General features: G+C 45.3%; 21 protein-coding genes and 1 rRNA gene. 13 read left to right on the top strand and 9 right to left on the bottom strand.

Translation table 11 applies throughout. The features are described from left to right. The 3 genes from NXS09_RS04265 to ispF all read right to left on the bottom strand — a co-directional run. Nucleotides 1-83: ribosomal RNA gene (locus NXS09_RS04265) — 16S ribosomal RNA — on the bottom strand; the annotation flags it as partial. Between the two features lie 330 nt (nt 84-413). Continuing rightward, nucleotides 414-1,079: a ribose-5-phosphate isomerase RpiA gene (gene rpiA, locus NXS09_RS04260; protein WP_259291303.1), complete on the bottom strand. Its 666-nt coding sequence runs from the start codon at nt 1,077-1,079 to the stop codon at nt 414-416. Nucleotides 1,080-1,154: 75 nt separating this feature from the next. Beyond that, nucleotides 1,155-1,637, bottom strand: a complete 483-nt coding sequence (gene ispF, locus NXS09_RS04255; protein ID WP_259291302.1) for a 2-C-methyl-D-erythritol 2,4-cyclodiphosphate synthase — start codon at nt 1,635-1,637, stop codon at nt 1,155-1,157. Nucleotides 1,638-1,933: 296 nt separating this feature from the next. Between ispF and NXS09_RS04250 the strand changes: the two genes are divergently transcribed. The 8 genes from NXS09_RS04250 (at nt 1,934) to NXS09_RS04215 (ending at nt 10,197) form a co-directional block, all read left to right on the top strand. Then, entirely contained in the window at nt 1,934-2,539 is a 606-nt protein-coding gene (locus tag NXS09_RS04250; RefSeq protein ID WP_259291301.1) for a TetR/AcrR family transcriptional regulator, read from the top strand. A gap of 22 nt (nt 2,540-2,561) precedes the next feature. Further along, complete coding sequence (locus NXS09_RS04245) at nt 2,562-3,533, top strand: HlyD family secretion protein (protein WP_259291300.1); 972 nt, start codon at nt 2,562-2,564, stop codon at nt 3,531-3,533. A 140-nt stretch (nt 3,534-3,673) separates the two neighbouring features. Continuing rightward, nucleotides 3,674-4,816, top strand: coding sequence for an NADH-dependent flavin oxidoreductase (locus NXS09_RS04240; RefSeq protein WP_259291299.1), 1,143 nt, complete (start codon nt 3,674-3,676; stop codon nt 4,814-4,816). A 96-nt stretch (nt 4,817-4,912) separates the two neighbouring features. Then, nucleotides 4,913-5,362, top strand: coding sequence for a VOC family protein (locus tag NXS09_RS04235; protein WP_259291298.1), 450 nt, complete (start codon nt 4,913-4,915; stop codon nt 5,360-5,362). 25 nt (nt 5,363-5,387) lie between these two features. Continuing rightward, complete coding sequence (gene rbbA / locus NXS09_RS04230) at nt 5,388-8,195, top strand: ribosome-associated ATPase/putative transporter RbbA (RefSeq protein ID WP_259291297.1); 2,808 nt, start codon at nt 5,388-5,390, stop codon at nt 8,193-8,195. Nucleotides 8,196-8,223: 28 nt separating this feature from the next. Further along, nucleotides 8,224-9,345 (top strand): ABC transporter permease, encoded by a 1,122-nt coding sequence (locus NXS09_RS04225; RefSeq protein ID WP_259291296.1) that lies wholly within the window; start codon nt 8,224-8,226, stop codon nt 9,343-9,345. A 29-nt stretch (nt 9,346-9,374) separates the two neighbouring features. Continuing rightward, entirely contained in the window at nt 9,375-9,581 is a 207-nt protein-coding gene (locus NXS09_RS04220; RefSeq protein ID WP_259291295.1) for a hypothetical protein, read from the top strand. 166 nt (nt 9,582-9,747) lie between these two features. Further along, nucleotides 9,748-10,197, top strand: coding sequence for a DUF4124 domain-containing protein (locus NXS09_RS04215; RefSeq protein WP_259291294.1), 450 nt, complete (start codon nt 9,748-9,750; stop codon nt 10,195-10,197). 82 nt (nt 10,198-10,279) lie between these two features. Here the strand turns inward: NXS09_RS04215 and NXS09_RS04210 are convergent, their stop codons facing one another. The 3 genes from NXS09_RS04210 to lon all read right to left on the bottom strand — a co-directional run bounded on the left by NXS09_RS04210 (nt 10,280) and on the right by lon (nt 15,777). Beyond that, a complete protein-coding gene (locus NXS09_RS04210) occupies nt 10,280-12,124 on the bottom strand; it encodes a SurA N-terminal domain-containing protein (protein ID WP_259291293.1) in 1,845 nt (614 codons plus the stop codon). A gap of 735 nt (nt 12,125-12,859) precedes the next feature. Continuing rightward, entirely contained in the window at nt 12,860-13,129 is a 270-nt protein-coding gene (locus tag NXS09_RS04205) for an HU family DNA-binding protein (protein WP_259291292.1), read from the bottom strand. A 191-nt stretch (nt 13,130-13,320) separates the two neighbouring features. After that, a complete protein-coding gene (gene lon, locus NXS09_RS04200) occupies nt 13,321-15,777 on the bottom strand; it encodes an endopeptidase La (RefSeq protein WP_434803006.1) in 2,457 nt (818 codons plus the stop codon). Nucleotides 15,778-15,977: 200 nt separating this feature from the next. Between lon and NXS09_RS04195 the strand changes: the two genes are divergently transcribed. The 5 genes from NXS09_RS04195 (at nt 15,978) to NXS09_RS04175 (ending at nt 20,607) form a co-directional block, all read left to right on the top strand. After that, complete coding sequence (locus NXS09_RS04195; RefSeq protein WP_289623064.1) at nt 15,978-16,247, top strand: HP0495 family protein; 270 nt, start codon at nt 15,978-15,980, stop codon at nt 16,245-16,247. Nucleotides 16,248-16,249: 2 nt separating this feature from the next. After that, entirely contained in the window at nt 16,250-16,870 is a 621-nt protein-coding gene (gene lipB, locus NXS09_RS04190; protein WP_259291290.1) for a lipoyl(octanoyl) transferase LipB, read from the top strand. Further along, nucleotides 16,867-17,841 (top strand): lipoyl synthase, encoded by a 975-nt coding sequence (lipA, locus tag NXS09_RS04185; protein WP_259291289.1) that lies wholly within the window; start codon nt 16,867-16,869, stop codon nt 17,839-17,841. The genes lipB and lipA overlap by 4 nt, the downstream gene beginning before the upstream one ends. A gap of 197 nt (nt 17,842-18,038) precedes the next feature. After that, nucleotides 18,039-19,652, top strand: coding sequence for a serine/threonine-protein kinase (locus NXS09_RS04180; protein ID WP_259291288.1), 1,614 nt, complete (start codon nt 18,039-18,041; stop codon nt 19,650-19,652). Between the two features lie 322 nt (nt 19,653-19,974). Beyond that, nucleotides 19,975-20,607 carry a glutathione S-transferase family protein gene (locus NXS09_RS04175; protein ID WP_259291287.1) on the top strand — a complete coding sequence of 211 codons (633 nt, stop codon included), beginning with the start codon at nt 19,975-19,977 and terminating at the stop codon, nt 20,605-20,607. A gap of 121 nt (nt 20,608-20,728) precedes the next feature. Here NXS09_RS04175 and NXS09_RS04170 read toward each other — a convergent pair whose 3' ends face one another. From NXS09_RS04170 to NXS09_RS04160, 3 genes are all read right to left on the bottom strand, one after another. Next, nucleotides 20,729-21,778 (bottom strand): formylglycine-generating enzyme family protein, encoded by a 1,050-nt coding sequence (locus NXS09_RS04170; RefSeq protein WP_259291286.1) that lies wholly within the window; start codon nt 21,776-21,778, stop codon nt 20,729-20,731. Nucleotides 21,779-21,887: 109 nt separating this feature from the next. Continuing rightward, the gene (locus tag NXS09_RS04165) at nt 21,888-23,627 is read right to left on the bottom strand and encodes an arylsulfatase (protein WP_259291285.1); all 1,740 of its coding nucleotides are present in this window, start codon (nt 23,625-23,627) and stop codon (nt 21,888-21,890) included. A gap of 116 nt (nt 23,628-23,743) precedes the next feature. Continuing rightward, on the bottom strand, nt 23,744-25,465 hold the full coding sequence (locus NXS09_RS04160; protein ID WP_259291284.1) for an arylsulfatase: 1,722 nt from the start codon (nt 25,463-25,465) through the stop codon (nt 23,744-23,746). Nucleotides 25,466-25,495: the final 30 nt, after the last annotated feature.

The raw sequence follows: 25,495 nt of genomic DNA, 5'->3' as shown, positions 1-25,495 counted from the left end.
GCTCTTCCGTGCTGCCGTTCGACTTGCATGTGTAAAGCATGCCGCCAGCGTTCAATCTGAGCCAGGATCAAACTCTTATGTTCAATCTCTAACTTTTAACTTCTGGTCTGCTTCAAAGAAACCGACAAGATTTTATCCTGTCTGTTTTTGTCGCAGTGTGAGGCCGCCAGGCACTCACACTTATCGGTATTCTGTGTTGTTAAAGAGCGTTCCCGCTACCGTCCCGGCAGCGAAGAAACCGAACTATACCGACTCAAAAACATCCAGTCAATACCCGATAACTCAAAAATATCCAACATATCATCACTACTTTGTTTATCTTGAGAATTTTTTGAAAAACGAATACAAAAACGGCTTCACTGAACAATCAATCAATGAAGCCGCTTCCTTTTTTTTATTTTTAACTACTCCGATTAATTCGGTGTAATCACTTTTACACCGTCTTTCGTACCCAACACCAATACATCTGCGGCATTATGTCCGAATAAACCGTTTTCTACGACACCGGGTATTTTATTGATTTCATCTTCCAAACTAATCGGCTGGGTAATATTCAATCCGTGTATGTCTACAATTTGATGGCCGTTGAACGTAACAAAATCCATTCTTAACTCAGGCTGTCCGCCCAAAGCCATCAGTTTGCGCGATACCATAGAGCGTGCCATTGGGATCACTTCTACCGGCAAAGGAAATTTGCCCAAACGGGAAACATATTTACTCTCGTCGGCAATACAGATAAATTTATCGGCAATATTGGCTACGATTTTTTCATTTAAATGCGCACCGCCGCCGCCTTTAATCATTTGAAGGGAATGATTGATTTCATCCGCACCATCCACATACACCGCGAGATAGGAAACTTCATTCATCTGCACTTCGGGAATTTCATATTTTTCCAGTAGTTTGGATGTTTCGTGAGATGTAGAAACCACTCCTTTTATTTTTTTACCACTATTAGCCAATGCTTCAATAAAAAAATTAACAGTTGATCCTGTACCGATACCGATATATTCGTTTTCAGGTACGAACTCTACTGCTTTCTCTGCTGCAACACGTTTCAATTCATCTTGTGATGCCATGCTCTTTCTCCATAGAAAAAAATAAACTACCTCAGGTGGATTTATAGTAACAGTTTTCCCTAATATGCGCAGTATTCAGACGGCCTTCTGTAATAAAACGACCGCTTGCGCTTCGATACCTTCCTGTCGACCCAAATAACCCAATTTTTCGTTGGTTTTACCTTTAATATTGACGGCATTTTCAGGTAGATTCAAATCTTCGGCAATATGATGGCGCATAGCCGGAATATGGGGTGCCAATTTAGGTTTCTGAGCGATAATCGTCGTATCCACATTCACTACCTGCCAGCCTTCTGCCTGTACGCTTTGATAGGCTTTGCGTAGCAATACGCGGCTGTCTGCATTTTTAAACTCTGCCGCCGTATCTGGAAAATGCGAACCTATATCACCCAATCCGGCCGCCCCCAGCAATGCATCTGTTAGAGCATGTAGCAAGGCATCGGCATCCGAATGGCCTAATAATCCTTTTTCAAAAGGAATGGCTACACCGCCCAAAATTAACGGACGGCCCTCTACCAATTGATGGACATCATACCCTTGTCCGACACGGATATTCATTAATTTGTTTCCCTTTAATGTTTAAAACTAAATAAACACGGATAAAAACCATTTCATACTTTTCAGACGGCCTGTTATCCGACATATCCCATATCGTAACTATTCTACACAAAAAACCACATGAATCTATTCCGATTTAATTTACCGTTAAAAATAAATTTATTTTCAACTAAATTTTATCAAAATGCTTCCCTACCGGTTATTAACAAAAAAGCCGTAATATTTACACACTTCATCTTGTTTTTCCGATGGGTATAACTTAAATTTGGACAATTGTCCAATACAAAAAAAGATTGATGAAAACCTCGGCACGCATTCAATTTATCGAAGCTGGCTTACGGCTTTATCCGAAATACGGATACCGTAAACTTTCGGTTCGCTTGCTGGCTGCCGAAAGTGGCCTGAGTTCGGGTATGTTTCACCATCTTTTTGCCGGCAAAGATGCTTTTATCGCCGAACTTTGGCAACAACATTATGAAACAACGTTCGGCACGATAGATTTCATTTCAGACGGCCACGCCCCACCTTCAGAGCAATTGCGCCATGCCATACGTTTGCTGGCCCATGCATTGCGCGATAACTTGGATTGGGTGAACCGTTTGTTTGCCGATAGTAGCGACGGTATAGCAGCAGCCGATATATTTTTACGCCGCCACGCGACACAATACGCCGACAGGCTTTATGATTTATTGGGCCAATGTTTTCCCAATATGACATTTTCCGACTTGGTCGGCCGTATGTCGTATATTTTATCGTCGGTGATTACGCCGATGTTTTTAGCCGTACGGTTCGACAATATGGGCATATTGCCTGAAAAAGTGCGTACTTCCACACCGGATTTATTAACCGACGAAGCCATCGAACAACGTATCACATGGACTTTTTCGACTTTACCCGCTTGATAATCTGCCCATGGGAGCCAACATGAAAAAAACCTTTCTTCTATTCATATTGCTAGTGGTTGCGGCTGTCGGCGGCTATCTTTATATGCAGCAGGATTCAAATACCTTGCCGGAAGGTTTTGCCCAATCCAACGGCCGTTTGGAACTTAACCGTTTTGATATTGCCAGCCTGTATCCCGGACGGGTGCAAGCGGTTTTGGTAGAAGAAGGCAGTGACGTGGAAGAAGGTGACATACTGGCCGAATTATCTTCGACCACCAGCAGCAGCCAGTTGGCGGCCGCCAATGCGCAGAAACAGCGGGCCAACGAAGCCGTAGCGCGGGCAGATGCGGAAATCAAGGCATACCAACAACAGCAAAAAGTCGCCCAAATGGAATTGGATAATGCGCAAATGCTAAAACGCGATAATTTAGTTTCAACAGCCGAGGTCAATAAACGGCTAGCGGCACGCAACGGCGCAACCGCTTCCGTCCGCGCTGCGCAGGCAGCCAGAGCGGAGGCTGTTGCAGCCGTTGCAGCCGCTCAAGCGCAAATTGATCAGGCTTCTTCGGCTAATGACGACATGACCATCCGCACGCCGAAAGCAGGCCGTGTCGAATACAAAATTGCCGAAACAGGCAGCGTGATTGCCGCCGGAAGCAAAGTAGTCAGCCTGTTGGATCCTGCCGATGTGTATATGAATATATTCCTGCCCAATACACAAATCAGCCGTCTGAAAGTGGGTGACGACGCCCGTATTATATTAGACGGCCTATCCGCCGTTTTTCCGGCCAAAATCAGCTTTATCGCCACGGAAGCACAATTTACCCCCAAATCGGTAGAAACCCAAAACGAACGGGAAAAGTTGATTTTTAAGGTGAAACTTAAAATTCCGCCCGAAACCGCCCTCCAATACCGCGGCCTGCTTAAAGGCGGCATGACAGGCAATGGTTATGTTCGGACAGATAACAATCTGGCATGGCCGTCTGAATTAAATATAAAATTACCGCAATAAGATTTTATAGATCATTCGTTCGCAACATCTGAACCCATGATTACGCCCAAACAATCAGTTTCCACCATATACATAACTAAAAGTACATTAGGAAACCGATGTTGTTTTCGTTATAAATGTTTTAAATCTAAGGAATCATAATGAACCCTAAATACACCCCGCTTTTCGAACCTTATAAACTCAATAACGGCATCACCATTAAAAACCGCCTTGTCGTCGCCCCGTTAACCCATCGGGCATCGAATCCCGACGGTAGCATCGGCGACGGTGAGCGCTTATTTTTAAACGACCGTTTCAAAGGTTTCGGTATGTTTATTTCTGCCGCCACACTGGTATCACCCGAAGGCAAAGCATTTGACGGACAACCCGAAGCCGTGGGTGAAAAAGACTTACCGAGCTTAAAAGAAGTGGTTGAGATTTCCCGCCGGCAGGGTGCGAAAGCCATTTTACAGATTCACCACGGCGGACATACAGCACAAACCGCATTGATAAACGGCTTAGATAAAGTCGCTCCATCAGAGAGTCCCGAAGGTGATTGGCGTGCACTAACTAGCGACGAGATCCATCAAGTGATTAACGCTTTTGCCCGTTCCGCAGATTTAGCCCTACAAGCCGGTTTTGATGGTGTGGAAATTCATGGTGCCAACGGTTATCTGATTCAACAATTTGTTTCTGCTCAAACCAACCGCCGCACCGACGAATGGGGCGGCAGCATGGCCAACCGTATGCGTTTTTCCCTTGCCGTGATTGATGCGATAGATGCCGTACGCCAAAAACACCAACGCCCCGATTTCATTATCGGTTACCGCTTTTCCCCCGAAGAGCCGGGTGAAGACGGCCTAACCATGCAAGACACATTCGCGTTGATTGATGCCTTGACTGAGAAACCGCTGCAATATCTGCACGTTTCCTTACACGAATTCTATAAAAAAGCCCGCCGCGGTGCCGACACAACCCAAACCAGAATACAACAGATACACGAGCGCATAGGCGGCAAGCTGCCCTTAATCGGTATCGGCGCTTTGTTTACCGCCGATCAGATTTTGGAAGCCTATCAAACCGGTTGGGCGGAATTTATCGCCGTGGGTAAAAGCATATTGCTAAACCCGAATCTGGCCGAATTAATCGAGAATGGCCGTGAAGCGGAAATTATCCGCGAACTTGATCCCGATAAAGCCGACCATTACCGTATCCCCGATGCTTTATGGCAGCAATGCTTGGCCGGCTTGGCCTATCTGCCGCCTCTCAAAGGCGATAAAAACTGGAAACCGGTTGATATTTAAGGCCGTCTGAATAAACCGCCTTATCTTTCAGACGGCCTATACGGTATGGGGATATATATCGGATAAGGCCGTCTGAAAACATCATCGGCAGGCATTATGGAACAACATATTCATTTTATTACCTTAGGCGTTGCAGATATCGCCGTTTCCCGCCGTTTTTATCAGGATATCTTCGGCTGGCAGCCGCAAGAAAGCCGCCATAACAACGTTGCTTTTTTCCAAGCAGGCGGTGCGCTGATGTTTGCCCTGTATCCGAAAGATGCCCTAGCGCAAGACGCCGGAGTGGAAAATCAAAGCAGCGGCGGCTTTTCGCGTGTCGCACTGGCGCATAATGTCCGTAGCCGCGAAGAAGTGGATACTTTATTTAAACAATTCGCCGAACACGGCGTTACCATCACCCAACCGCCGCAAGATGTTTTTTGGGGCGGGTATTGCGGCTATATTGCCGACCCCGACGGTTTTTTATGGGAAATCTGCTACAACCCCTTTTTAGAAAAATCTACCGACACAACCAGAACAAAACCCATTGAAAGGCCGTCTGAATAACAACCCCATCAGGATAGCGAAAACCATGAACAGCCATGCCGTTTCCCTACAATCCGTTTCGCACCGTTACGGCAAGCAGATATCGGCGCTGGATAATATATCGCTTAGCATTCCGCAGGGTGTGACCGTTGGTTTAATCGGCCCCGACGGTGTCGGCAAATCGACACTACTCTCACTCATTGCCGGCATCAAAATCATTCAAACCGGCTCGGTGAACGTATTCGGACGCGATATGGCACAAAAATCATCGCGTCAGGATTTATCGCACCGCATCGCCTTTATGCCGCAGGGGCTTGGCCGCAATCTTTACCCCACTTTAAGCGTTTATGAAAATATTGATTTTCATGCCCGTTTGTTTGGTTTGAATGCCGAACGGCGCAAAGCACGCATCACCCGCCTGCTCGAAGCCACCGGATTAAACCCCTTCCCCGACCGCCCTGCCGGCAAACTTTCCGGCGGTATGAAGCAGAAACTCAGCCTTTGCTGCGCCTTAGTACACGAACCCGACCTGCTGATTCTCGATGAACCGACCACCGGTGTCGACCCCCTATCCCGCCGCCAATTTTGGGCTTTGGTACGCGATTTGCGTGCCGAACATGAAGGCATGACGATTATTGTCGCCACCGCCTATATTGAAGAAGCCGAACAGTTCGAACACCTGATTGCCATGGACGACGGTAAACTGCTCGCCAACCGACCCACCCGCGAAGTGATGGCGGCATACGATACCGACAAACTCGAAACGGCCTATATCCGTATGTTGCCGCCTGAAAAGCAGCAAAGTTCGGGGCTGCCCGATAGTACGCCTTTCACCCCCGACCCCGACTCCCCGCCCGCCATCGAAGCGCACGGGCTAACCAAACGTTTCGGCAATTTTACCGCCGTCGACCATGTGAGTTTTCGGATTGAAAAAGGGGAAATATTCGGTTTTCTCGGTTCCAACGGCTGCGGCAAATCCACCACCATGAAAATGCTGACCGGCCTGTTGCAAGCCAGCGAAGGCTCGGCCGAATTACTCGGACGCCCTGTCGAAGCGGGCAATATCCTTACCCGTATGCGTGTGGGCTATATGTCGCAGGCGTTTTCACTGTATGAAGAGCTGAGTGTCCGCCAGAATTTAAAGCTTCATGCACAACTGTATCACCTCAAAGGTTCAGACGGCCTCAATGCCGTTGAAAATGCACTGACACAATTTGAGTTGACCGCCGTCGCCGACCAAAAACCCGGCTCGCTTTCTCTCGGCATACGCCAGCGGCTGCAATTGGCTGCGGCCTGCCTGCACAAGCCCGAAGTATTGATTCTCGACGAACCGACTTCCGGTGTCGACCCGGCCGCCCGCGATATGTTTTGGCAACATCTACTCAAATTATCGCGGCAGGACAAAATCACCATTTTCGTTTCCACCCATTTTATGAACGAAGCCGAACGCTGCGACCGCATTTCCCTAATGCATAAAGGGCGCGTGCTGGCGGTCGGCCAACCGCAAGAGCTGATTCGGCAACAACAAACAGCGGATTTGGAAGAAGCTTTTATTCAGTATTTATTGGATGATGAAAGCAAACAGACAGAGAGGCCGTCTGAAAACCCATATGCGGCAATAAAGCCACCCGAACAGCCCCAACAAGAAATCAATCAAATAACCGACAGGCCGTCTGAAACCCCGCCTGAGTCAGAACGTGATTCAGCCCAATCCGACCGTACCGACACCCTACGCTATTGGTTCGCCACCGTATGGACTTTTGCCCTACGCGAAAGCAAAGAATTACTGCGCGACAAAATCCGCCTGTTTTTCGCCATTATGGGGCCGGTGATTCTGATGACCGCATTGTCGTGGAGTATTTCTTTTAATGTCCAAGATTTGACTTATACCGTTATCGACCACGACCAAACCGTAGAAAGCCGCCGCTTAACCGAATATTTTTCAGGTTCGCCTTATTTCACGGAAAAACCGCTGCCGGCCGATACCGATGCAGAAGCCATTTTAAAATCTTCGTATGTGCGGCTGGTAATCGATATACCCGAAGATTTCGGTCGTGAGCTGATAGCAGGCAACCGTCCCGAAGCGGCATTTTATATTGATGGCGCCATGCCGTTTAATGCCCGTAATATTCAAGGCTATATCGGCAGTATTTTAGGGGACTACGGGCAGGATATGGCACGCCGTTACGGCCTCACACTGCCGCCGCCCGCAGCGAATATCGAAACGCGCTTTATGTACAATCAGGATTTTGAAAGTATTTTTGCCATCGCACCGGGGGTATTGATGTTGGTATTAATGTTGATTCCGGCCATGATGTCGGTTGTGGGCGTGGTGCGCGAACGTGAAATCGGCTCGATTTCCAATTTCTACACCTCGCCCGCTACCGTGCCGCAATTCCTATTCGGCAAACAACTGCCCTATATCGCAGTCGGCATGGCCAATTATGTGGTTTTGCTGGGCATGATGATATTTTGGTTCAAAGTGCCGGTGAAAGGCTCGTTTACTGCGTTAACAGTCGGCACTTTGATTTTACTGTTTGTTTCCACCGCATTGGGCTTACTGGCTTCTACTTTTGCCCGCTCGCAAGTGGCCGCCATCAGTATGACCGCCATTGTGATTATGATTCCGACCTTCAACAATTCGGGCTTTCTGAATCCGCTCTCGGCTATGGAAGGCGGTGCTTACCTGATGGGCAAACTGATGCCGGCTTCTTGGTATTTGTCGGTGAGTATCGGCACATTTACCAAAGGTTTAGGCTGGCCGGCATTATTACCCGATATGGGCATATTAATCGTGTTTTATACCGTCTATTTCACTTTGGCCTGCTTCAGATTGAAAAAGCAGGAAAAATAGGCCGTCTGAAAATAAAAGGCAATTATTGATGAGACCGCTTCAAAATATTTTTTATTTGGCCTTGAAAGAACTCCGCAGTCTGTTCAGCGACCCGGTGCTGATGGTGCTGATTGTATTTATGTTTACGGTAACGATTTTTTCTAGCGCCCAAATCGATAGCGATGTCCACAATGCCCCTGTTGCCGTGGTAGACAGTGATCGTTCCGCGCTATCCTACCGCTTACGCGATGCCATAAGGCTGCCGTTTTTCCAACCGCCCCGCGAAGTCGGCCTCGAAGAAATCAACCGCGGCATGGATAAAGGCGAATATATTTTTGCTTTGGATATCCCTGCCGACTTTGAAAAAGATGTATTGATGGGCCGCTCGCCCGCTATACAATTGTCGGTTGATGCAACCGCCATGTCGCAAGCAGGTTTGGGTGCGGCCTATCTAACGCAGATTTCCCAACAAGAAACCGCCCTGTTTCTACAACAACCTGCCGCTGAAAAACTACTGCCGGTCGAACCCGTTATCCGCACTTATTTCAACCCCAATGGTGAAGGGCTTTTTTACGGCCCGCCGATGGAGTTGGGCAATATGGTATTGGTGTTGTCGTTGATTCTGGTGGGTGCCGCGGTGATACGCGAACGAGAACACGGCACAATTGAGCATTTATTGGTCATGCCTGTTAGCGCCGCAGAAATTATGCTGGCCAAAGTTACCGCCAACAGCGTGGTCGTGCTGATTGCCGCCATGCTTTCCATGTGGTTTGTCGTGCACAAAGCCATAGGTGTGCCGATTAACGGCTCGCCGGCACTGTATGCTTTCGGGGTGTGTATCTATCTTTTTGCACTTTCCTCTCTAGCCATTATGTTGGCCACCATTGCCCCCAGTATGGCGCAGTTCGGGCTATTGATGATTCCGCTTTATATGGTGATGCTGTTATTTTCCGGCGTAGCCTCTCCGCGTAACAATATGCCCGCAGCCGCCCAATGGATCAGCGAATATTGGCCGAGTACACAATTTATCCAATTTGCCCAAAGCGTATTATTCCGTGATGCGGATTTTAATATTGTTTGGCCGCAACTTTTATCAATGGCTCTAATCGGTACCTTATGCCTCGGCTTGGCTTTATTGCGTTTTAGAAAAATGCTGGAACAACAGGGGTAAACCATTGGCAGCCGTAATTAGGGGATATGATGGAACGTGAAAAAATTTACTATACGGTGGTTGTACTCGTTGCAGCAGTATCCGTTTTACTCAGCCCGTTTTTCTATATACGCGGTGCGCAACAGAAAGTATTAAAAAACCAGCAGCGCAACTGGCGCAAAATCGTGGCAGCGAATATACTAACGGCATTGATTTTGTTGGCCGTATGGTGGTTCGGATGGCGAAACTTATCCTAACCGTTTCTACCAAATGGCAATCAACAATCTGATTGGCACCTAGTAAACAAGCGGCAGAGCCCTTATATTAAATAAAAGCAGGCGATATTTAAACAGCATTGCCCATAAAGCAAATGATAAACCGCCCCTGCCTCCATTCGGTATAACCATCTCATTACGGAAAACCATGAACCCTATTCGATTTTTGATTACCACAAGTGTTTTAAGCTTATCTTTATCCCTACCCGCCCAAGCCGCCGCGGTTTACGAGTGCACCGACAGCAGCGGACGGCGTATTTATACGCAACAGGGCGATAATCGCTGTAAACCCGCCGATATCGGCCGGGTCGGCATTTATTCTTCCACACCGGCGGAATACCATGCCGAACCAACTACGCCAACGGCAGAACCCCAAGCCGAACCTTCCGCACAAAATACCCCTATCGATGCGGCCAAACGCAGGGAAGCCCAACGCCAATTAAACGAAGCTAAAAAAGCTTTGGAAGAAGGGAAAAAAGTCCGCTATGGCAACGAACGCAATTATGTCCGCTACCAACAACGGATACAGGCATTGGAAGCAGCTGTTGAAGAGGCGCAAAGAAATTTCGATGCCATCAATCAACCCCAAGCCTATTAAAAAACGCAATAAATCAAATATAAAAAAGCCGTCTGAAAGATTTCAGACGGCTTTTTTTATCATTACCAGCCTTAATCAACGTTTAAATATCGGTAGGATTAAGTTGTTGTGCACCCTGCTTCTGCTTAATGATGGTGCCCAAATAAGATAATAACGCGTTATAACTACTGTTTCCCTGCGCTTCACCCATTGCCTGTTTGATAGCAGGTAATTGTTGCGAAATATCTTCGGGTACTTTAACCGACTGAACTTCTACCAAAACCGGAGCCGGTAGGTTAGACAACAATACATAAGCAGGCTTGTCTTTTGCCGGACGAGCTTTAGCCAAACGGGTGTAATCTTCAGGCGGCATCGACTGGCGGGCCGTTTCCGCCGTCATTTGAGTAACGGCAGACCAATTCAAACCTTCCGGCTTGCCTTTTTGTGCATTAGCCAAAGCCTCTTGCGCTTTTTTCTCGGCAAGTTTGGTTGCTTCGCTATTCACATAGTCGGTTTTCACAAAATCCTTGGCCTGCTCGAAAGTCTGAGTGGATTGCTCGCGTACATCTTTCACACGGACAACCCAAACCACATTCTCACCGACATCTACAGGTTCGGAGTTATGCTTTTGTTTTAACACATCATCACTGAATATCACATCAATCAAATTATCCGGCATACCGGCTGCTTTACCGTTTTCTTTGGTCAGCCAATCTTCCGGTGCTTCGATTTTCAAACCCATGGTCTTCGCTACATCATTCAGACTATCCGGATGATTAAATGCCTCATCTGCCAATTGCTCTTTAGCCGCTTTAAAAGCTGCCGTCGCTTTTTTTTGTTTTAATTCGTTTTCTAATTGCGCCCGCATTTCTTCAAAAGTCGGCTTCTCGCGGATATTCAATATTTTAATAATATGATAGCCCGCCTCGGTTTGAACCAATTCGCTGATTTGACCCTTAGGCAGTTCGAAAGCACGATCTTCAAACGCTTTCAACAAACCGCCGTCTTGAGGCAGATAACCTAAATTACCGCCATTACTGGCAGAGCCTTCGTCATCGGAATACTGTTTGGCCAAATCGGCAAATTTATTCGGATCGGCTTTCAATTGTGCCAATACTTTTTCCGCTTCGGCTTTTACAGACGCCCGTACATCTTCAGGTGCACCTTGTTGTACGCTAAACAAAATATGGGCAATTTCACGCGCCGGTTTTATCGCTGCAATGGCTTGCTCATAGGCTTTTTGCAATTCCTCTTCGCTGACCGTTTGTTTTTCCGCCATATCCTGCAAACTCAAAGCAACGAATTCTATTTTTGCCGCTTGCGGAATCACATAATTTTGCTTATTGGCATCATAATATTTCTTCAATGCCGCATCATCTGTTTTCACTTGTGAAAAAAATTGTTGGGGTGGAAACGAAACCGTACGGATAGTACGCTCGGCCTGAGTGGCTTCCAGCAATTGTTTTGCCTGTACATCGCTGATTAAAGCACCGCTACCCATCAAATTTACCAAGTTTTGAACGGCAAACTCGCTGCTGATATTGTCAATCAATTGGTCTTCGGTAAGATTGCTTTGACTCAGATATTGATTGAATAAAGCCTGACTGAATTTACCGTCCTGCCCGTGGAACGTCGGATCATCAACAATCACTTGCTTCAACTGTTCTTGAGAAACGGCAAAACCCATTTTTTTCGCACCTTCTACCAACAAAGCACGTTGGAGCAAAGCTTGAAAAGCGGAATTGCGTGCATCCTGACCTTCCGCCGCCTGTGCGCCTTGCAATGCCGCATCAACATCATAATTACTGATTTTTTGATTGCCGACTTCGACAATATAGTCCGAGCCGGGCGCTGCTACAGTGCTCACGCCGAAACCCACAAAGGTAATGGCAATCAGCCCCAATAAAATTTGGGCTGGGGTTTTGTATTTTTCTATTGTAACAAACATAATAAGCTGTAATGAATAAATGAAAATAAAGAATGAATTGTATCAGTGTTTAAGTCTGCTGTGCAGAGTTCTACAACACAAAGAAAATGAAAGAACATGATGGCTGTCTTTTACATCAAAATAACGATTAAATGCACACCATGCTCTATCTGAAGGCCGTCTGAATATATTAGAAAAAAGTTTTCAGACGGCTCTTAATATAAATAATATAAAAAATGCTATGATGACAAAATTACTCATCAAAAACAGAAAGAGCTATAAACCTCATAATCAAGTTATCTTTATGAAAAAAGATTTACAGTCCATGTTTAACCAAATAAACAATACCAAAAATTTCTTAATATAAAGTATTAACAAAATGAAAAAGGATTTGATTTTTTCTCTATTTCAGGCGGCTTACTGGGAGGGATAAATTATCTGTTGGAGTTAATGATATCTAACGCCGAAATAGCTTCTATTAACCCTAAGACTCAAGAGTTACTATGTGGTTTTGAGATCCTACCTTTTATGGTATACACAACATTATGAATCTTAGGAGGAATTTTTTTATATTTAGTTTATCGACTTATATATCAAACCATAAGAAACTTATTATAGGGATGAATTATTAATTAATCTCAACCCAATATATTTTATATATCTCATCAATATATCGACATCCAACATAAAAAGGCTTAAAGAAAAAGCAGCTTCTCTAACAAAGCTGCTTTTTCAAAATCAATCAGAAAGTTGAATTTACAGAGCGTCTTTCAGTGCTTTACCGGCACGGAATTTTGGTGTTTTCGCAGCGGCGATAGTCAACGGCTCGCCGGTTTTAGGATTACGGCCTTTGCGCTCGGCACGTTCACCAACGTAGAAAGTACCAAAACCTACCAAAGTTACGGTGTCGCCTTTTTTCAAGGCTTTGGTTACAGCATTGGTCATACCGTCCAAAGCTTTGGCAGCAGCAGCTTTAGAAATTTCGGCCTCTTGGGCAATAGCTTCAATCAATTCAGACTTGTTCACAATAAAGTCCCTTTCTATCGTTTGAAATAATGAAAACCCCGAATATCGGGCTTTGGAATACTAAATTTTTTACATCTGTTGACTTTATAACAAGCCTAAAATCAGCGTGTCAAGAAAAAAGATGCGGTATTTAAAGCTTTTAGGAGCTTTTTTTACAACAGCCGCATCTTTTACAACACATTAAAACAAATTTAATGCTTGGTTGCTTTCACGCTTGACTTACGCCCCGGTTTTGCCAAAGCTGGTTCGGCTGCCACTGCCTCGTCTTTCCAAGGCTCCGGCTGTCTTTCCAGGCCGAATGCCAAGACTTCTTCAATCCATTTAACAGGATGAATCGTCAGGCCTTCTTTCACGTTATCCGGAATTTCTTCCAAATCTTTCACATTGTCTTGAGGAATTAAAACATGCTTAATGCCTCCGCGCAGTGCTGCCAACAGTTTCTCTTTCAATCCGCCGATTGGTAATACTTCGCCGCGCAATGTGATTTCACCGGTCATCGCCACATCGGCACGGACGGGAATTTGCGTGAAAGCGGATACCATAGCCAACGTCATGGCGATACCGGCACTCGGACCATCTTTCGGCGTCGCACCTTCCGGAACATGTACGTGAATGTCTTTTTTCTCGTAGAAATCCGGTGACAAACCGACAGTTTCCGCACGGGAACGAACCACACTCCACGCAGCAGATACCGACTCTTTCATCACATCGCCCAATTGTCCGGTACGGATAATATTACCTTTACCTGGCAAGGCCACTGCTTCGATAGTGAGCAATTCACCACCGACTTCAGTCCATGCCAAACCGGTTACCTGGCCGATACGGTTTTCATCTTCCGCTACACCATAGTCAAAACGGCGGACACCCAAATAATCATGAAGGTTTTTCTCATCCACTTTCACCGTTTTCGGTTTCAGACGGCTTTTAGCCGAAGCAGTTTTCGTTTTCTTATCGGCTTCCAAAGTAATGTTCATCACTACTTTACGGCAGATTTTAGCGATTTCCCTATCCAAAGCACGGACACCTGCTTCACGGGTGTAATAGCGGATAATATCGCGCACGGCGGTTTTATCAATTTCCAACTCGCCCTCTTTCACACCGTTGCGTTTCATTTCTTTCGGAACGAGATACTGCATGGCAATATTGATTTTTTCATCTTCCGTATAGCCGGATAAGCGGATAATTTCCATACGGTCGAGCAGTGCCGGCGGAATATTGAGGCTGTTCGAGGTTGCAATAAACATCACATCGCTCAAATCATAATCCACTTCCGCATAGTGGTCGGAAAACGTATTGTTTTGTTCCGGATCAAGCACTTCTAATAAAGCACTGGAAGGGTCACCACGGAAATCGCTGCCTAATTTATCAATCTCATCCAATAGGAACAGCGGATTTTTCACACCGGCTTTGGCCATGTTTTGTAGGATTTTACCCGGCATAGAGCCGATATAAGTCCGTCTGTGGCCCCGTATTTCGCTTTCGTCGCGTACACCGCCCAAAGCCATGCGTACATATTTACGGCCTGTTGCTTTGGCAATCGATTCGCCTAAAGAGGTTTTACCCACCCCCGGCGGGCCGACCAAGCACAAAATCGGGCCTTTGATTTTATCCATACGTTTTTGTACGGCCAAATATTCCAAAATACGTTCTTTAACTTTTTCCAAACCATAGTGATCGGCATTCAGCACCAAATCCGCTTTGGCCAAATCTTTGCTGACACGCGATTTTTTCTTCCACGGCAATTCAAGCAGCGTATCGATATAATTGCGAACCACGGTGGATTCTGCCGACATCGGCGGCATCATTTTCAGTTTTTTCAATTCTGAAAGGCATTTCTCTTCCGCCTCTTTGCTCATGCCGGCATCGAGAATTTGCTTTTCCAAAGCTTCTAACTCGCCGCGCTCGTCTTCTTCGCCCAATTCTTTTTGAATGGCCTTAACCTGCTCGTTTAGATAGTATTCGCGTTGCGATTTTTCCATCTGACGTTTCACACGGCCGCGGATACGTTTTTCCACCTGCATAATATCCAGCTCGGCTTCCAGCTGGCCCAACAGGTATTCCATACGCTCGGCAATGCTGACGGTATCCAGAATTTCCTGACGTTGCTCCAATTTCAATTGCAAATGGGCAGCCACGGTATCCACCAAGCGGCTATTATCATTAATCGCATGGATGGTGCTGACCACCTCGGCAGGAATTTTCTTATTCAGTTTGGCAAACTGATCAAATTGCGAAAGCAGGGTGCGGCGCAATGCTTCCATGTCGTTGCTGTCCGAATCAATATCTTCGGCCATTTCAACATGGGCAAGGAAAAACTCGCCGGTATCTTCAACTTTTAACGCCTGCGCACGGCTGATACCTTCAACCAACACTTTCACCGTACCGTCCGGCAGTTTCAATACTTGTAAAACCTGTGCCACCGTGCCCATAGTGTGTAAATCTTCCGGTGCCGGATCTTCATCGTTCGGATCATGCTGGGCAAGCAAAAACACACGCTCGTCTCTCTCCATTGCCATATCCAGTGCGGCAATAGATTTCGGTCTGCCGACAAACAAAGGCAGTACCATATGCGGATAAACCACAACATCACGCAACGGCAAAGTAGCCAATACGAAATGTTCTTTTAAAATTTTATCTGTTGCCATTATTTCATCTCTACTGTTTTAGTCATCTTGCGGGCTAAGTTGGGCTAAAATATTTTATTTCAAGCCTTGATAACTGCTTTACAGAGCACAACTTTCGGCTCAGGTGCAACAAGATTGCGTTTGCGTTAAAATAGCGTCTATATTAACAGGCCGAAGGCCGTCTGAACACCTTTCAGACGGTCTCGTTCGAGAAAGAAATTCTTATGTCTGAAGAAAAAAAAACACTGATTGAGTTCCCCTGCCACTTCCCCTTGAAAGTGATGGGCGCACAACATCCCGAATTTGAAAGCGCCATTTTAAAGGCCGTTCAAACACACGCACCCGATACCCGGGCGCATCACATTACCATCCGCCCCAGCAGCAAGGGCAACTATATCGGTGCTACGGTAAAAGTTCATGTGAATGATCAAGAACAACTTGATAATATTTACCGTGCCCTAACCAACCATGAATTAGTTAAAGTTGTGTTTTAATCATGAAAACCGTACAACTGGGGCTAACCGAATACGAACCGGTTTTTGAAGCCATGAAAGCATTCAATGCCGCCCGAACCGATAATACCGAAGACGAACTATGGGTTGTCGAGCATCACCCCGTATTCACTCAGGGGCTGGCAGGCAAACCCGAACACTTGCTGATTAAAGACGATATTCCCGTTGTGCAAATCGACCGCGGCGGGCAGATTACCTACCACGGCCCTGGCCAGCTGGTGGTTTATACCCTTATCGACTTTAAAAGACGCAAAACCAGCGTGCGCCGGATTGTGAGCGCACTAGAAGACAGCATTATCGCCACTTTGGCCGAATACGGCATCGAAGCGGCGGCCGATCCCGCCCGCCCCGGCGTTTATGTTGAAGGCCGTAAAATCGCCTCACTCGGTTTACGCATTAAAAACGGCTCGGTCTATCATGGCCTTGCACTCAATATCAATATGGATTTAAGCCCATTTACCCATATTAACCCCTGCGGCTATGCCGGCATGGAAATGGTTCAGATGGCCGACTTTCTCGACCCCTGCCCCACCCTAGCCGAAGTAGCCGAAAAACTAACCGCACACCTTACCAAACAACTTGCTCAGAAAGACAGCGCATCATGAGTGAAATAAAATTAGACAATGCACAAGGCGTAAAACACAAAGGCGCAGCCAAAACCGCCCGTATTCCCATTAAAGTCGTCCCACTCGAAGAAAAGCTGAAAAAGCCCGAATGGATTCGCGCCAAACTGCCCAGCGGCAAGAAATTTTTTGAAATCAAAAATATTCTGCGCGATCAAAAAATGCATACCGTATGCGAAGAAGCCTCCTGCCCCAATATCGGCGAATGCTTCAGCAAAGGTACGGCCACCTTTATGATTATGGGCGACATCTGTACCCGCCGCTGCCCGTTTTGCGACGTAGGCCACGGCCGCCCCAACCCGCTCGACCCCGACGAACCTAAACATCTGGCCGACTCCGTCGCCGCCATGAATTTGCGTTATGTCGTGATTACCTCCGTTGACCGCGACGACTTGCGCGACGGCGGCGCCCAACACTTTGCCGACTGCATTACCGCCATCCGCGAACGCAGCCCGCAAACCAAAATCGAAATCCTCGTACCCGATTTTCGCGGCCGATTGGATATCGCCTTAGATATTTTGGCCAAAACACCGCCCGATGTAATGAACCACAATCTCGAAACCCACCCGCGCCTATACAAACAGGCCCGCCCCGGTTCCGACTACAAACACTCGCTCGAACTCCTGCGCCGCTATAAAGAAATGCAGCCCGATATCCCCACCAAATCCGGCATTATGGTCGGCTTAGGTGAAACCGACGAAGAAATACGCGAAATCATGCGGGATATGCGCGCGCATAATATCGAAATGATTACCGTCGGCCAATATCTGCAACCTTCAGACGGCCACCTGCCCGTATTGCGTTATGTGACACCGACCCAGTTCAAAGCATTCGAACAAGAAGCATATGCCATGGGCTTTACCAATGCCGCCATCGGCGCGATGGTACGCAGCAGCTACCATGCCGACGAACAGGCCACTCATGCCTTGCAGGAAAATGTTTTAAACGGATAAATTATCTATTATCAATTATTTAAAATGCATAGGCCGTCTGAAAAAGTTTTCAGACGGCCTATTTACTTTATAAATATATTTGCTATGATTATGGATTGATAAATAATAAACAAACTAAATGATAAACATAATGTATTACTTGAGAACATCCAAAATCTATATTACATATAAATAATAAGCCAAGAAAAGAAAATACTATGAGTTTAGTTCAATATTTAAAAGACAATGGATTAGAAACAAATTTATGCAAATTTGATTATATTCGACAATTAGGAGAAGGTGGCAATAGTTATGTATATTTATTTCAATATAACGAAACAAAATATGCTATCAAACTATTAAAGAAAACTATCGAAAATCAAAAAGAAAAACTTAATAGGTTTAAAGATGAATATTTTTGCACTATTCAGATTCCTCATCCTAATCTTGCCCGCATGTATCATTATGATGAAGTTGAAATTGAAGAAGAAATATATTCTATTATTATAATGAAATTATATGATAAAAGTTTAAAGGAAATAAAAAATAATGATAGTGGACGAATCAATAACACCAAGCTTGCTACTCATGTTTTTAATTCATTAATTGAAGCATTGAAACATCTTCATAACAACGGTGTAATACATAGAGATATTAAACCCGAAAATATTTTATATGATGAAAATAATCATTTATTTGTGTTAAGTGACTTTGGGATTGCTCATTTTGATAGTGAAACTTTCCCCAAGCAATCTAATGAAACCACTAAAGCTGCTAGATTAGCGAACCGATTTTTTTCAGCACCCGAACAGCAAACTGGAGATGCAAGAGAAGTCTCTTATTCATCTGATATCTTTTCAGTTGGCCAAGTAATTTATTGGATATTAACGGGAAGCACATTGCAAGGACATGAAGATATAAGAAGAGTCATTAAAGAAAAAAATACCTCTCAAGAAGCTGATCAAGATAATCAGATTACTTTCCTCATTCAATTCCTCATAAAAGCATTAAAACAATCGCCTGAAGAACGATTCCAAACAATTGAGGAAATAGAACAATTTAAGAAGGATTTCAATAATAAAAATAAAAAACATACACCAGACTATTCTCAATACATGTATGATTTTGATGAGATTTTTAGAAGTTCATTTGCAAGCCTTCTCAATGTTAATGATGATGCGTGTTCATCTACAACAGATGAAAAAATTATTTTTAACTTTATGACAAAACTACAACAGAATCTAGCTGAGAATAAATATTGGATAGTTTTGGAGGGTGGAGGTGATTTATATTTAGAGAATTTAGAAAATATCAATCCTAATAATAAAAAAGAATGGCTATTAAACTATTACGAATTAGATATTTCAAAATTAATTATTTATAGAAATTTTTCAAAATTATATAAAAATTTTGCTGTTTTATTACTTAATGCAAATAAGCCATTTGAGCTTCATAATATGAAAGGTGAGTTATTACCTAATAAAAACTTATCTGATAATCAAAAAATAAAAGATACTGCAAGATTTAGCATTGAAAATAATTATTATATTAATAGTGAAAATGAAATTGAATCTGGATATTATTTTGATATTAACGGAGATTCTATCAAAGTAAATTTTGAAAACTTTCCTACTAGAGTAAGAAATTTAAAGCAATCCGCAATTTTAATAGTGTTAAATGGACACGCGTCAAGTAGAAGGAGTGATAGAGAACCTGCTAAAAAATTGCTAAATTCCATTATTACTCATCAAGGTTTGTTATACGAAGACTTGAACAATTATTTAGAGCAAACTGATTCTGAACATAGTCCAGACTTTACATATCTAGATTAGAAAAATCTTATATTTAAGGCCGTCTGAAAGCTTTTCAGACGGCTTTTTCTTCTTATTACTACCTGTTCTATTCCTTTAAATTAATAGCCCCTTACGTGTCGCAACCCATGCAAGTACAGCCACTTATTATTCTCAAAGCCGTCTGAAAACTATTTAACCATAGACAACAGCCTTATATTTCATCACTAGCAATCAAAAATAAGTATTATTTTTAACAAAACTCTACCCTTGTATTTCCCCCTAAACACCCCCATAAACATCTTAATAATTCAATTCCGCCGACCAACGGCATACCGATTAACCACAAAACAAAGGTAATATTATGATTAAACTCTATATTCTTCCCGGTGCCTGCTCTTTTGTTCCCCATACTGCGCTGGAATGGGCGAAAGCCGATTATGAACTGAATATTGTGCCTCGCGATGAATTGAAATCCGAAGCTTATTTAAGTATCAACCCCCAAGGTTCGGTGCCTGCTATTGTGGATGGTGATACGGTGGTTTCTCAAAATATCGCCGTGCAAATGTATATTAATGCGCTTTATCCGAAAGCCAATATTTTCGGTGGTGACAATTCGCCCAAGCACATCGGTGAAATTATGCACTGGTTGGCCTTTTTAAATTCCGATGTACATAAAGCATTCGGCTTGGTATTTGCACCGGATAAATTGGTTTCCGATGAGAAAGCGATAGCGGAATTAACAGAAAATGCCCGCAATAATATTGTGAAAATGTTAAAACATGCCGATGATCAATTAAGCAAACAGGATTTTCTCACCGGCCAAATCAGTACTGCCGATTTGTATCTGTATATTATTCTGCGCTGGTCTAAAAACTTATCATTGGATTTGTCTGCCTATAAAAGCTTTAATCCGTTTATCAGCCGCATTGAAGCCAATGAGGGTGTTCAAGAAGCTTTGCGCCAAGAAGGTTTGGAAAAAATCGTATCTTTATAATGCAATAAATATAGTTTGAAAAAATAATTATATTTAGTCATACACGATAATGAGGCCGTCTGAAAAGTTTTCAGACGGCCTATTTTTAAATCACTACGATATCTACTGCATTAAAACTGCTTTATTGCGGCATGATGTTTTTCACCGTACGGAAACCGACATGGCTGATGCCTAAGTCTTTTTCCTGAGGCTGGCGGGCGGATGCACGATAGCGCATGCAATAATTTTCGGCGCAAAGGAATGATCCGCCTTTAATGGTGTAGTGGTTGAATGAGTGTTCGTTATGGTTGGTGCGTGCAACCTGCGCCATACCCATGTGGTCATCGTGGCTACCGGTAAACGGGGTTTGAGTGTATTCCCAAACATTACCGATGGTATCGAACAGACCGAAGCCGTTGGCGGGATAACAGCCGACAGGAGCAACATCGACATAGCCGTCTTGATTGGTATTTTCATAAGGAAATTCACCGTGCCATGTATTGGCATTGATGTGTTCGCGGTCGGCAATCACGTCGCGCTCTTTGGTGAAGCCTTTGGCGGCATATTCCCATTGTTCTTCGGTAGGCAGTTCGCGGCCTGCCCATGCGGCGTATGTTTCGGCATCTTTAAGGGTCACCATGCGCACGGGTTCGTTGGGTTGGATGGTGCGTTTATCATCCGGCCCCCAAGGGTGTTTCCAATCGGCGCCTTTCACCAAATGCCACCATGCCAGCTCGCGTACCGGCCCGTCGGGTGAAATAAAAACAGCCCCTTCGCCTTGTTGCTCGGCTTCGGTAACATAACCGGTAGCATCGACAAAGCTTTGGAACTGGGCATTGGTCACTTCGGTTTCATCTATCCAAAAATCACCTACGGTACGGTGGCGGCTTTTTAGGGCGAACTCTTCGGGATAGGCATCTTCGCGGCCGATATCAAAGCTGCCGCCTTTAATTTTTATCATGCCGGCGTAAGGGTCTTTCTGCCAATTGGCAGGCAAGCCCGAATAATTATGGCAGGCATTTTCACTTCCCAGCATGGCGGGTGCGGCAGTGGGCGCAATGGTGGCTGCCGATGCGGCCGCCGGCGCTGTGGCGCGGGCATCGGAAAGTTGTTGATCGGGGGAGCAGGCGGTTAAAGCAAAGCTTGCTCCTGTTAAATAAAGAATGTAATGAAATCGCTTATTCGCTTTCATTTGCGGTTTCCTTTGTAGATATGGTGAAACGATATGTTATCACCGAAGTGTTAAAATTATAGGCCGTCTGAAATCATTCAGGCGGCCTTTTCCTATTTTATCTATTGACTTAACTGCCTGAAGCTTGTTCACTGAGTTTTTTCAGAAAATCAGGTTGGATACATTGGCTGTAAAAACAGTTCATTTGGCCGTATTTATAGCGTACCGGCGCTTCGACCACACCGACGTGACGGGCATAACGATCCCACTCTGCCGCCAATGCCTGCGCCTGCTGCGGATAGCGGTCGGCAAGGTTATTGCGGTGTGACGGGTCGGTACGGTGATTATACAGCTCCCACGAACCTGTTCCATAGGGCGGGGTTTGGCGTACGCCTACCCAATCACCTTGATAAAGTGCACGGCGGCTGTTGAATTCCCAGCCTAAAGTACGTTCGGGCAGTTTACCCCCTGCAAATACAGGCAGGAATGAACGGCCTTCAAGCGGTTGCAACCGGTTGCCTTTATAGCTAGCGGGGCGCTGTGCTCCGGTTAACTCTAAAACAGTCGGTACAAAATCCATCACATGTATCGTATCGCGTTGAATCTGCCCTGCTTTCACTTTAGCCGGATAACGGATAACGGCAGGAACGTGGATGCCGCCCTCCGACAAAATACTTTTGAAATATGGCAATGGTGTGGAGGCTACCTGCGCCCATTGCGGGCCTAAGGTAACATACGAACCTTTTCTGCCCATATTTTCCAAGCTATTGTCGAATGTGGCATCTACCCAGTCGCGAATACCGTTTTTGTCTTCGGTGGTACCTAAGGATTCGGGTGTTGCCGATTCGGCGCCGTTATCCGACATAAACAGAATCAGGGTATTATCCAACTCACCGGTATCTTTCAAGTATTGAATCACCCTACCGACATTGTAGTCAAGATTATCAATCATCGCCGCATAAATTTGCATGGCTTTGGTTTGCTCTTGTTTTTGCTGCGGCGTCAGTTTGTCCCAGCCGTCGAATACACCGGCCAGCGGGTTATTCACTTCTGTTCCGGCAGGCATAATGCCTTGTTCAATCATGCGCGCCAAACGTTGTCTGCGAACAGGTTCGTAACCATCTTGATAATGGCCGCGGTATTTTTCCAAGTATTCGTCGGGCGCCTGTAACGGCCAGTGCGGTGCGGTAAAGGCGAGATAACCGAAGAAAGGCTGGCCTTTTTTGCGGTCGTTTTTCAGATAAGAAAGGAATTTATCGGTATAGAAATCGCTGGAAAAAGTGAAGTCTGCCGGTAGCGTGGTTTCTTTACCGTCTTCAAAATAGCGTGCTTTGTAATTACCGGGAAACATCTGACTGGCATCCATGTGCGCCGCGCCACCGGGCATTAAAGTAAACGAACGGTCGAAGCCACGCGCTTTCGGGGTGCTGTCATCCGTCATGCCCAAATGCCATTTTCCGGTAACAAACGAAAAATAACCTTTATTTTTTAAGATTTCGGCAACAGTCATAACTTGGCTGTTCAGACGGCCTTCATAACCGACTTTACCTTTTTGTTCGGGCTGAAGATATTCGGCCATGGTTCCCAAGCCTGCCTGATGGTTGTCGTTTCCTGTCAGCAGCATGGATCGGGTAACCGAACAGGTCGGGCCGGCATAGAAATTGCTCAATACAGCCCCTTCTTCTGCCAATTGGTTAATATTCGGTGTTGAAATTTCACCGCCAAACGGTTGGGTATCGGAAAAACCCAAATCATCGGCCACAATCACCAAAATATTCGGGGCTGCCGCCTGTCGTTGCGCATCGGTAGCCGAACACGCGGAAAGCATAGCCGGTATAAACAATACCATCATGATTTTTTTCAACTTCATTTTATTTCTCCTTTGTTATTGCGTTATTGCTCCCCTTTATTAACCTCCTTAATATAATAATTAAAGCCGTCTGAAAACCTTTCAGACGGCCTTCGATTTCTTTACCCATTGGCAGTTTATTCAGTCAGCTTTTTTAATGCTTCAGACTCAATACATTGAGAATAGAAGCAAGTCATCTGGCCGTAGCGGTAACGTACCGGTGCTTCGACAACACCGACACGGTTTGCATAACGATCCCATTCCGATGCCAATGCCTGCGTCTGCTGCGGATAGTGGGCGGCAAGGTTGTTGCGGTGAGACGGGTCGGTACGGTGGTTATACAACTCCCATGATCCCGTACCGTAAGGCGGCGTTTGATACAATAAAGCCCAATCGCCTTGATAAAGTGCGCGGCGGGTATTGAATTCCCAACCTAATGAACGATCGGGTAAATTTTGTCCGGCAAACAAAGGCATCATAGAGCGGCCTTCCAACGGCAGCAGCGGCGTACCTTTATAAGAGACGGGACGTTGGGCACCCGTCAGCTCCAACACGGTCGGCATAAGGTCCATCACATGTATGGTATCACGGTCGATCTGGCCTGCTTTGATTTTAGAAGGATAGCGGATAATTGCCGGTACATGGATACCACCTTCGGCTAACAGGCTTTTGAAATAAGGCAGCGGTGTGGAAGCAACCTGCGCCCATTGCGGGCCTAAAGTCACATACGAGCCTTTTCTACCCATATTTTCCAAACTATTGTCGAAAGTGGCATCTACCCATTTGCGGACTTCGTCTTTGTTTTCCATTGAACCCAAAGATTCGGGGGTGGAAGCTTCGGCTCCGTTGTCGGACATAAATAGAATCAGGGTATTATCTAACTCGCCGGTGTCTTTCAAATATTGAATCACCCTGCCGATATTATGGTCGAGATTGTCAATCATCGCGGCATAAATCTGCATGGTTTTAGTTTGTTCTTGTTTTTGCTGCGGAGTCAGTTTGTCCCAGCCGTCGAATACGCCGACTAATGGGTTATTGATTTCCGTTTCGGCAGGCATAATGCCTTTTTCAATCATGCGTGCCAAACGTTGCTTGCGAACAGGTTCGTAACCATCTTGATAATGGCCGCGGTATTTTTCCAAATATTCGTCCGGTGCCTGTAATGGCCAGTGCGGCGCGGTAAACGCGAGATAACCGAAGAAAGGCTGGCCTTTTTTGCGGTCGTTTTTCAGATAAGAAAGGAATTTATCGGTATAAAAATCACTGGAGAATTTGAAATCAGCCGGCAGTTTGGTTTCTTTGCCGTCTTCAAAATAGACGATTGTATCATCAGGAAATAAGGCGCTGTCATCCATATGTGCCGCACCGCCCGGAATCAGGGTAAACGAACGGTCGAAGCCGCGTGCTTTCGGATTACTGCTTTCGTTTGCACCCAAATGCCATTTGCCGGTAACAAACGAAGCATAGCCTTTCTCTTTCAAGACTTCGGGAATGGTCATCACATGGCTGTTTAAATAGCCTTCATAACCGACTTTGCCTTTTTGCTCCGGTTGCGTATAAACCGACATGGTACCCAAACCGGCCTGATGATTGTCGTTACCGGTCAATAACATGGATCGGGTAACCGAACAAGTCGGGCCTGCATAGAAGTTGCTCAATACGGCTCCTTCTTCTGCCAGTTGGTTAAGATTGGGCGTTGGAATTTCACCGCCAAACGGTTGGATATCGGAAAAACCTAAATCATCGGCCACAATCACCAAAATATTCGGAGCCGCTGCCTGACGTTGGGCATCGGTAGCCGAACACGCGGAAAGCATAACCGGTATAAACAATACCATGATCATTTTTCTCAGCTTCATTTTATTTCTCCTTTGTTATTGCATTACGAC

Origin of the sequence: Neisseria montereyensis, from assembly GCF_024834045.1 — a bacterium.
Lineage (GTDB): Bacteria > Pseudomonadota > Gammaproteobacteria > Burkholderiales > Neisseriaceae > Neisseria > Neisseria montereyensis.
The sequence above is the reverse complement of the archived record's forward strand: the minus strand, read 5'-3'. Positions and strand labels throughout refer to the sequence as shown.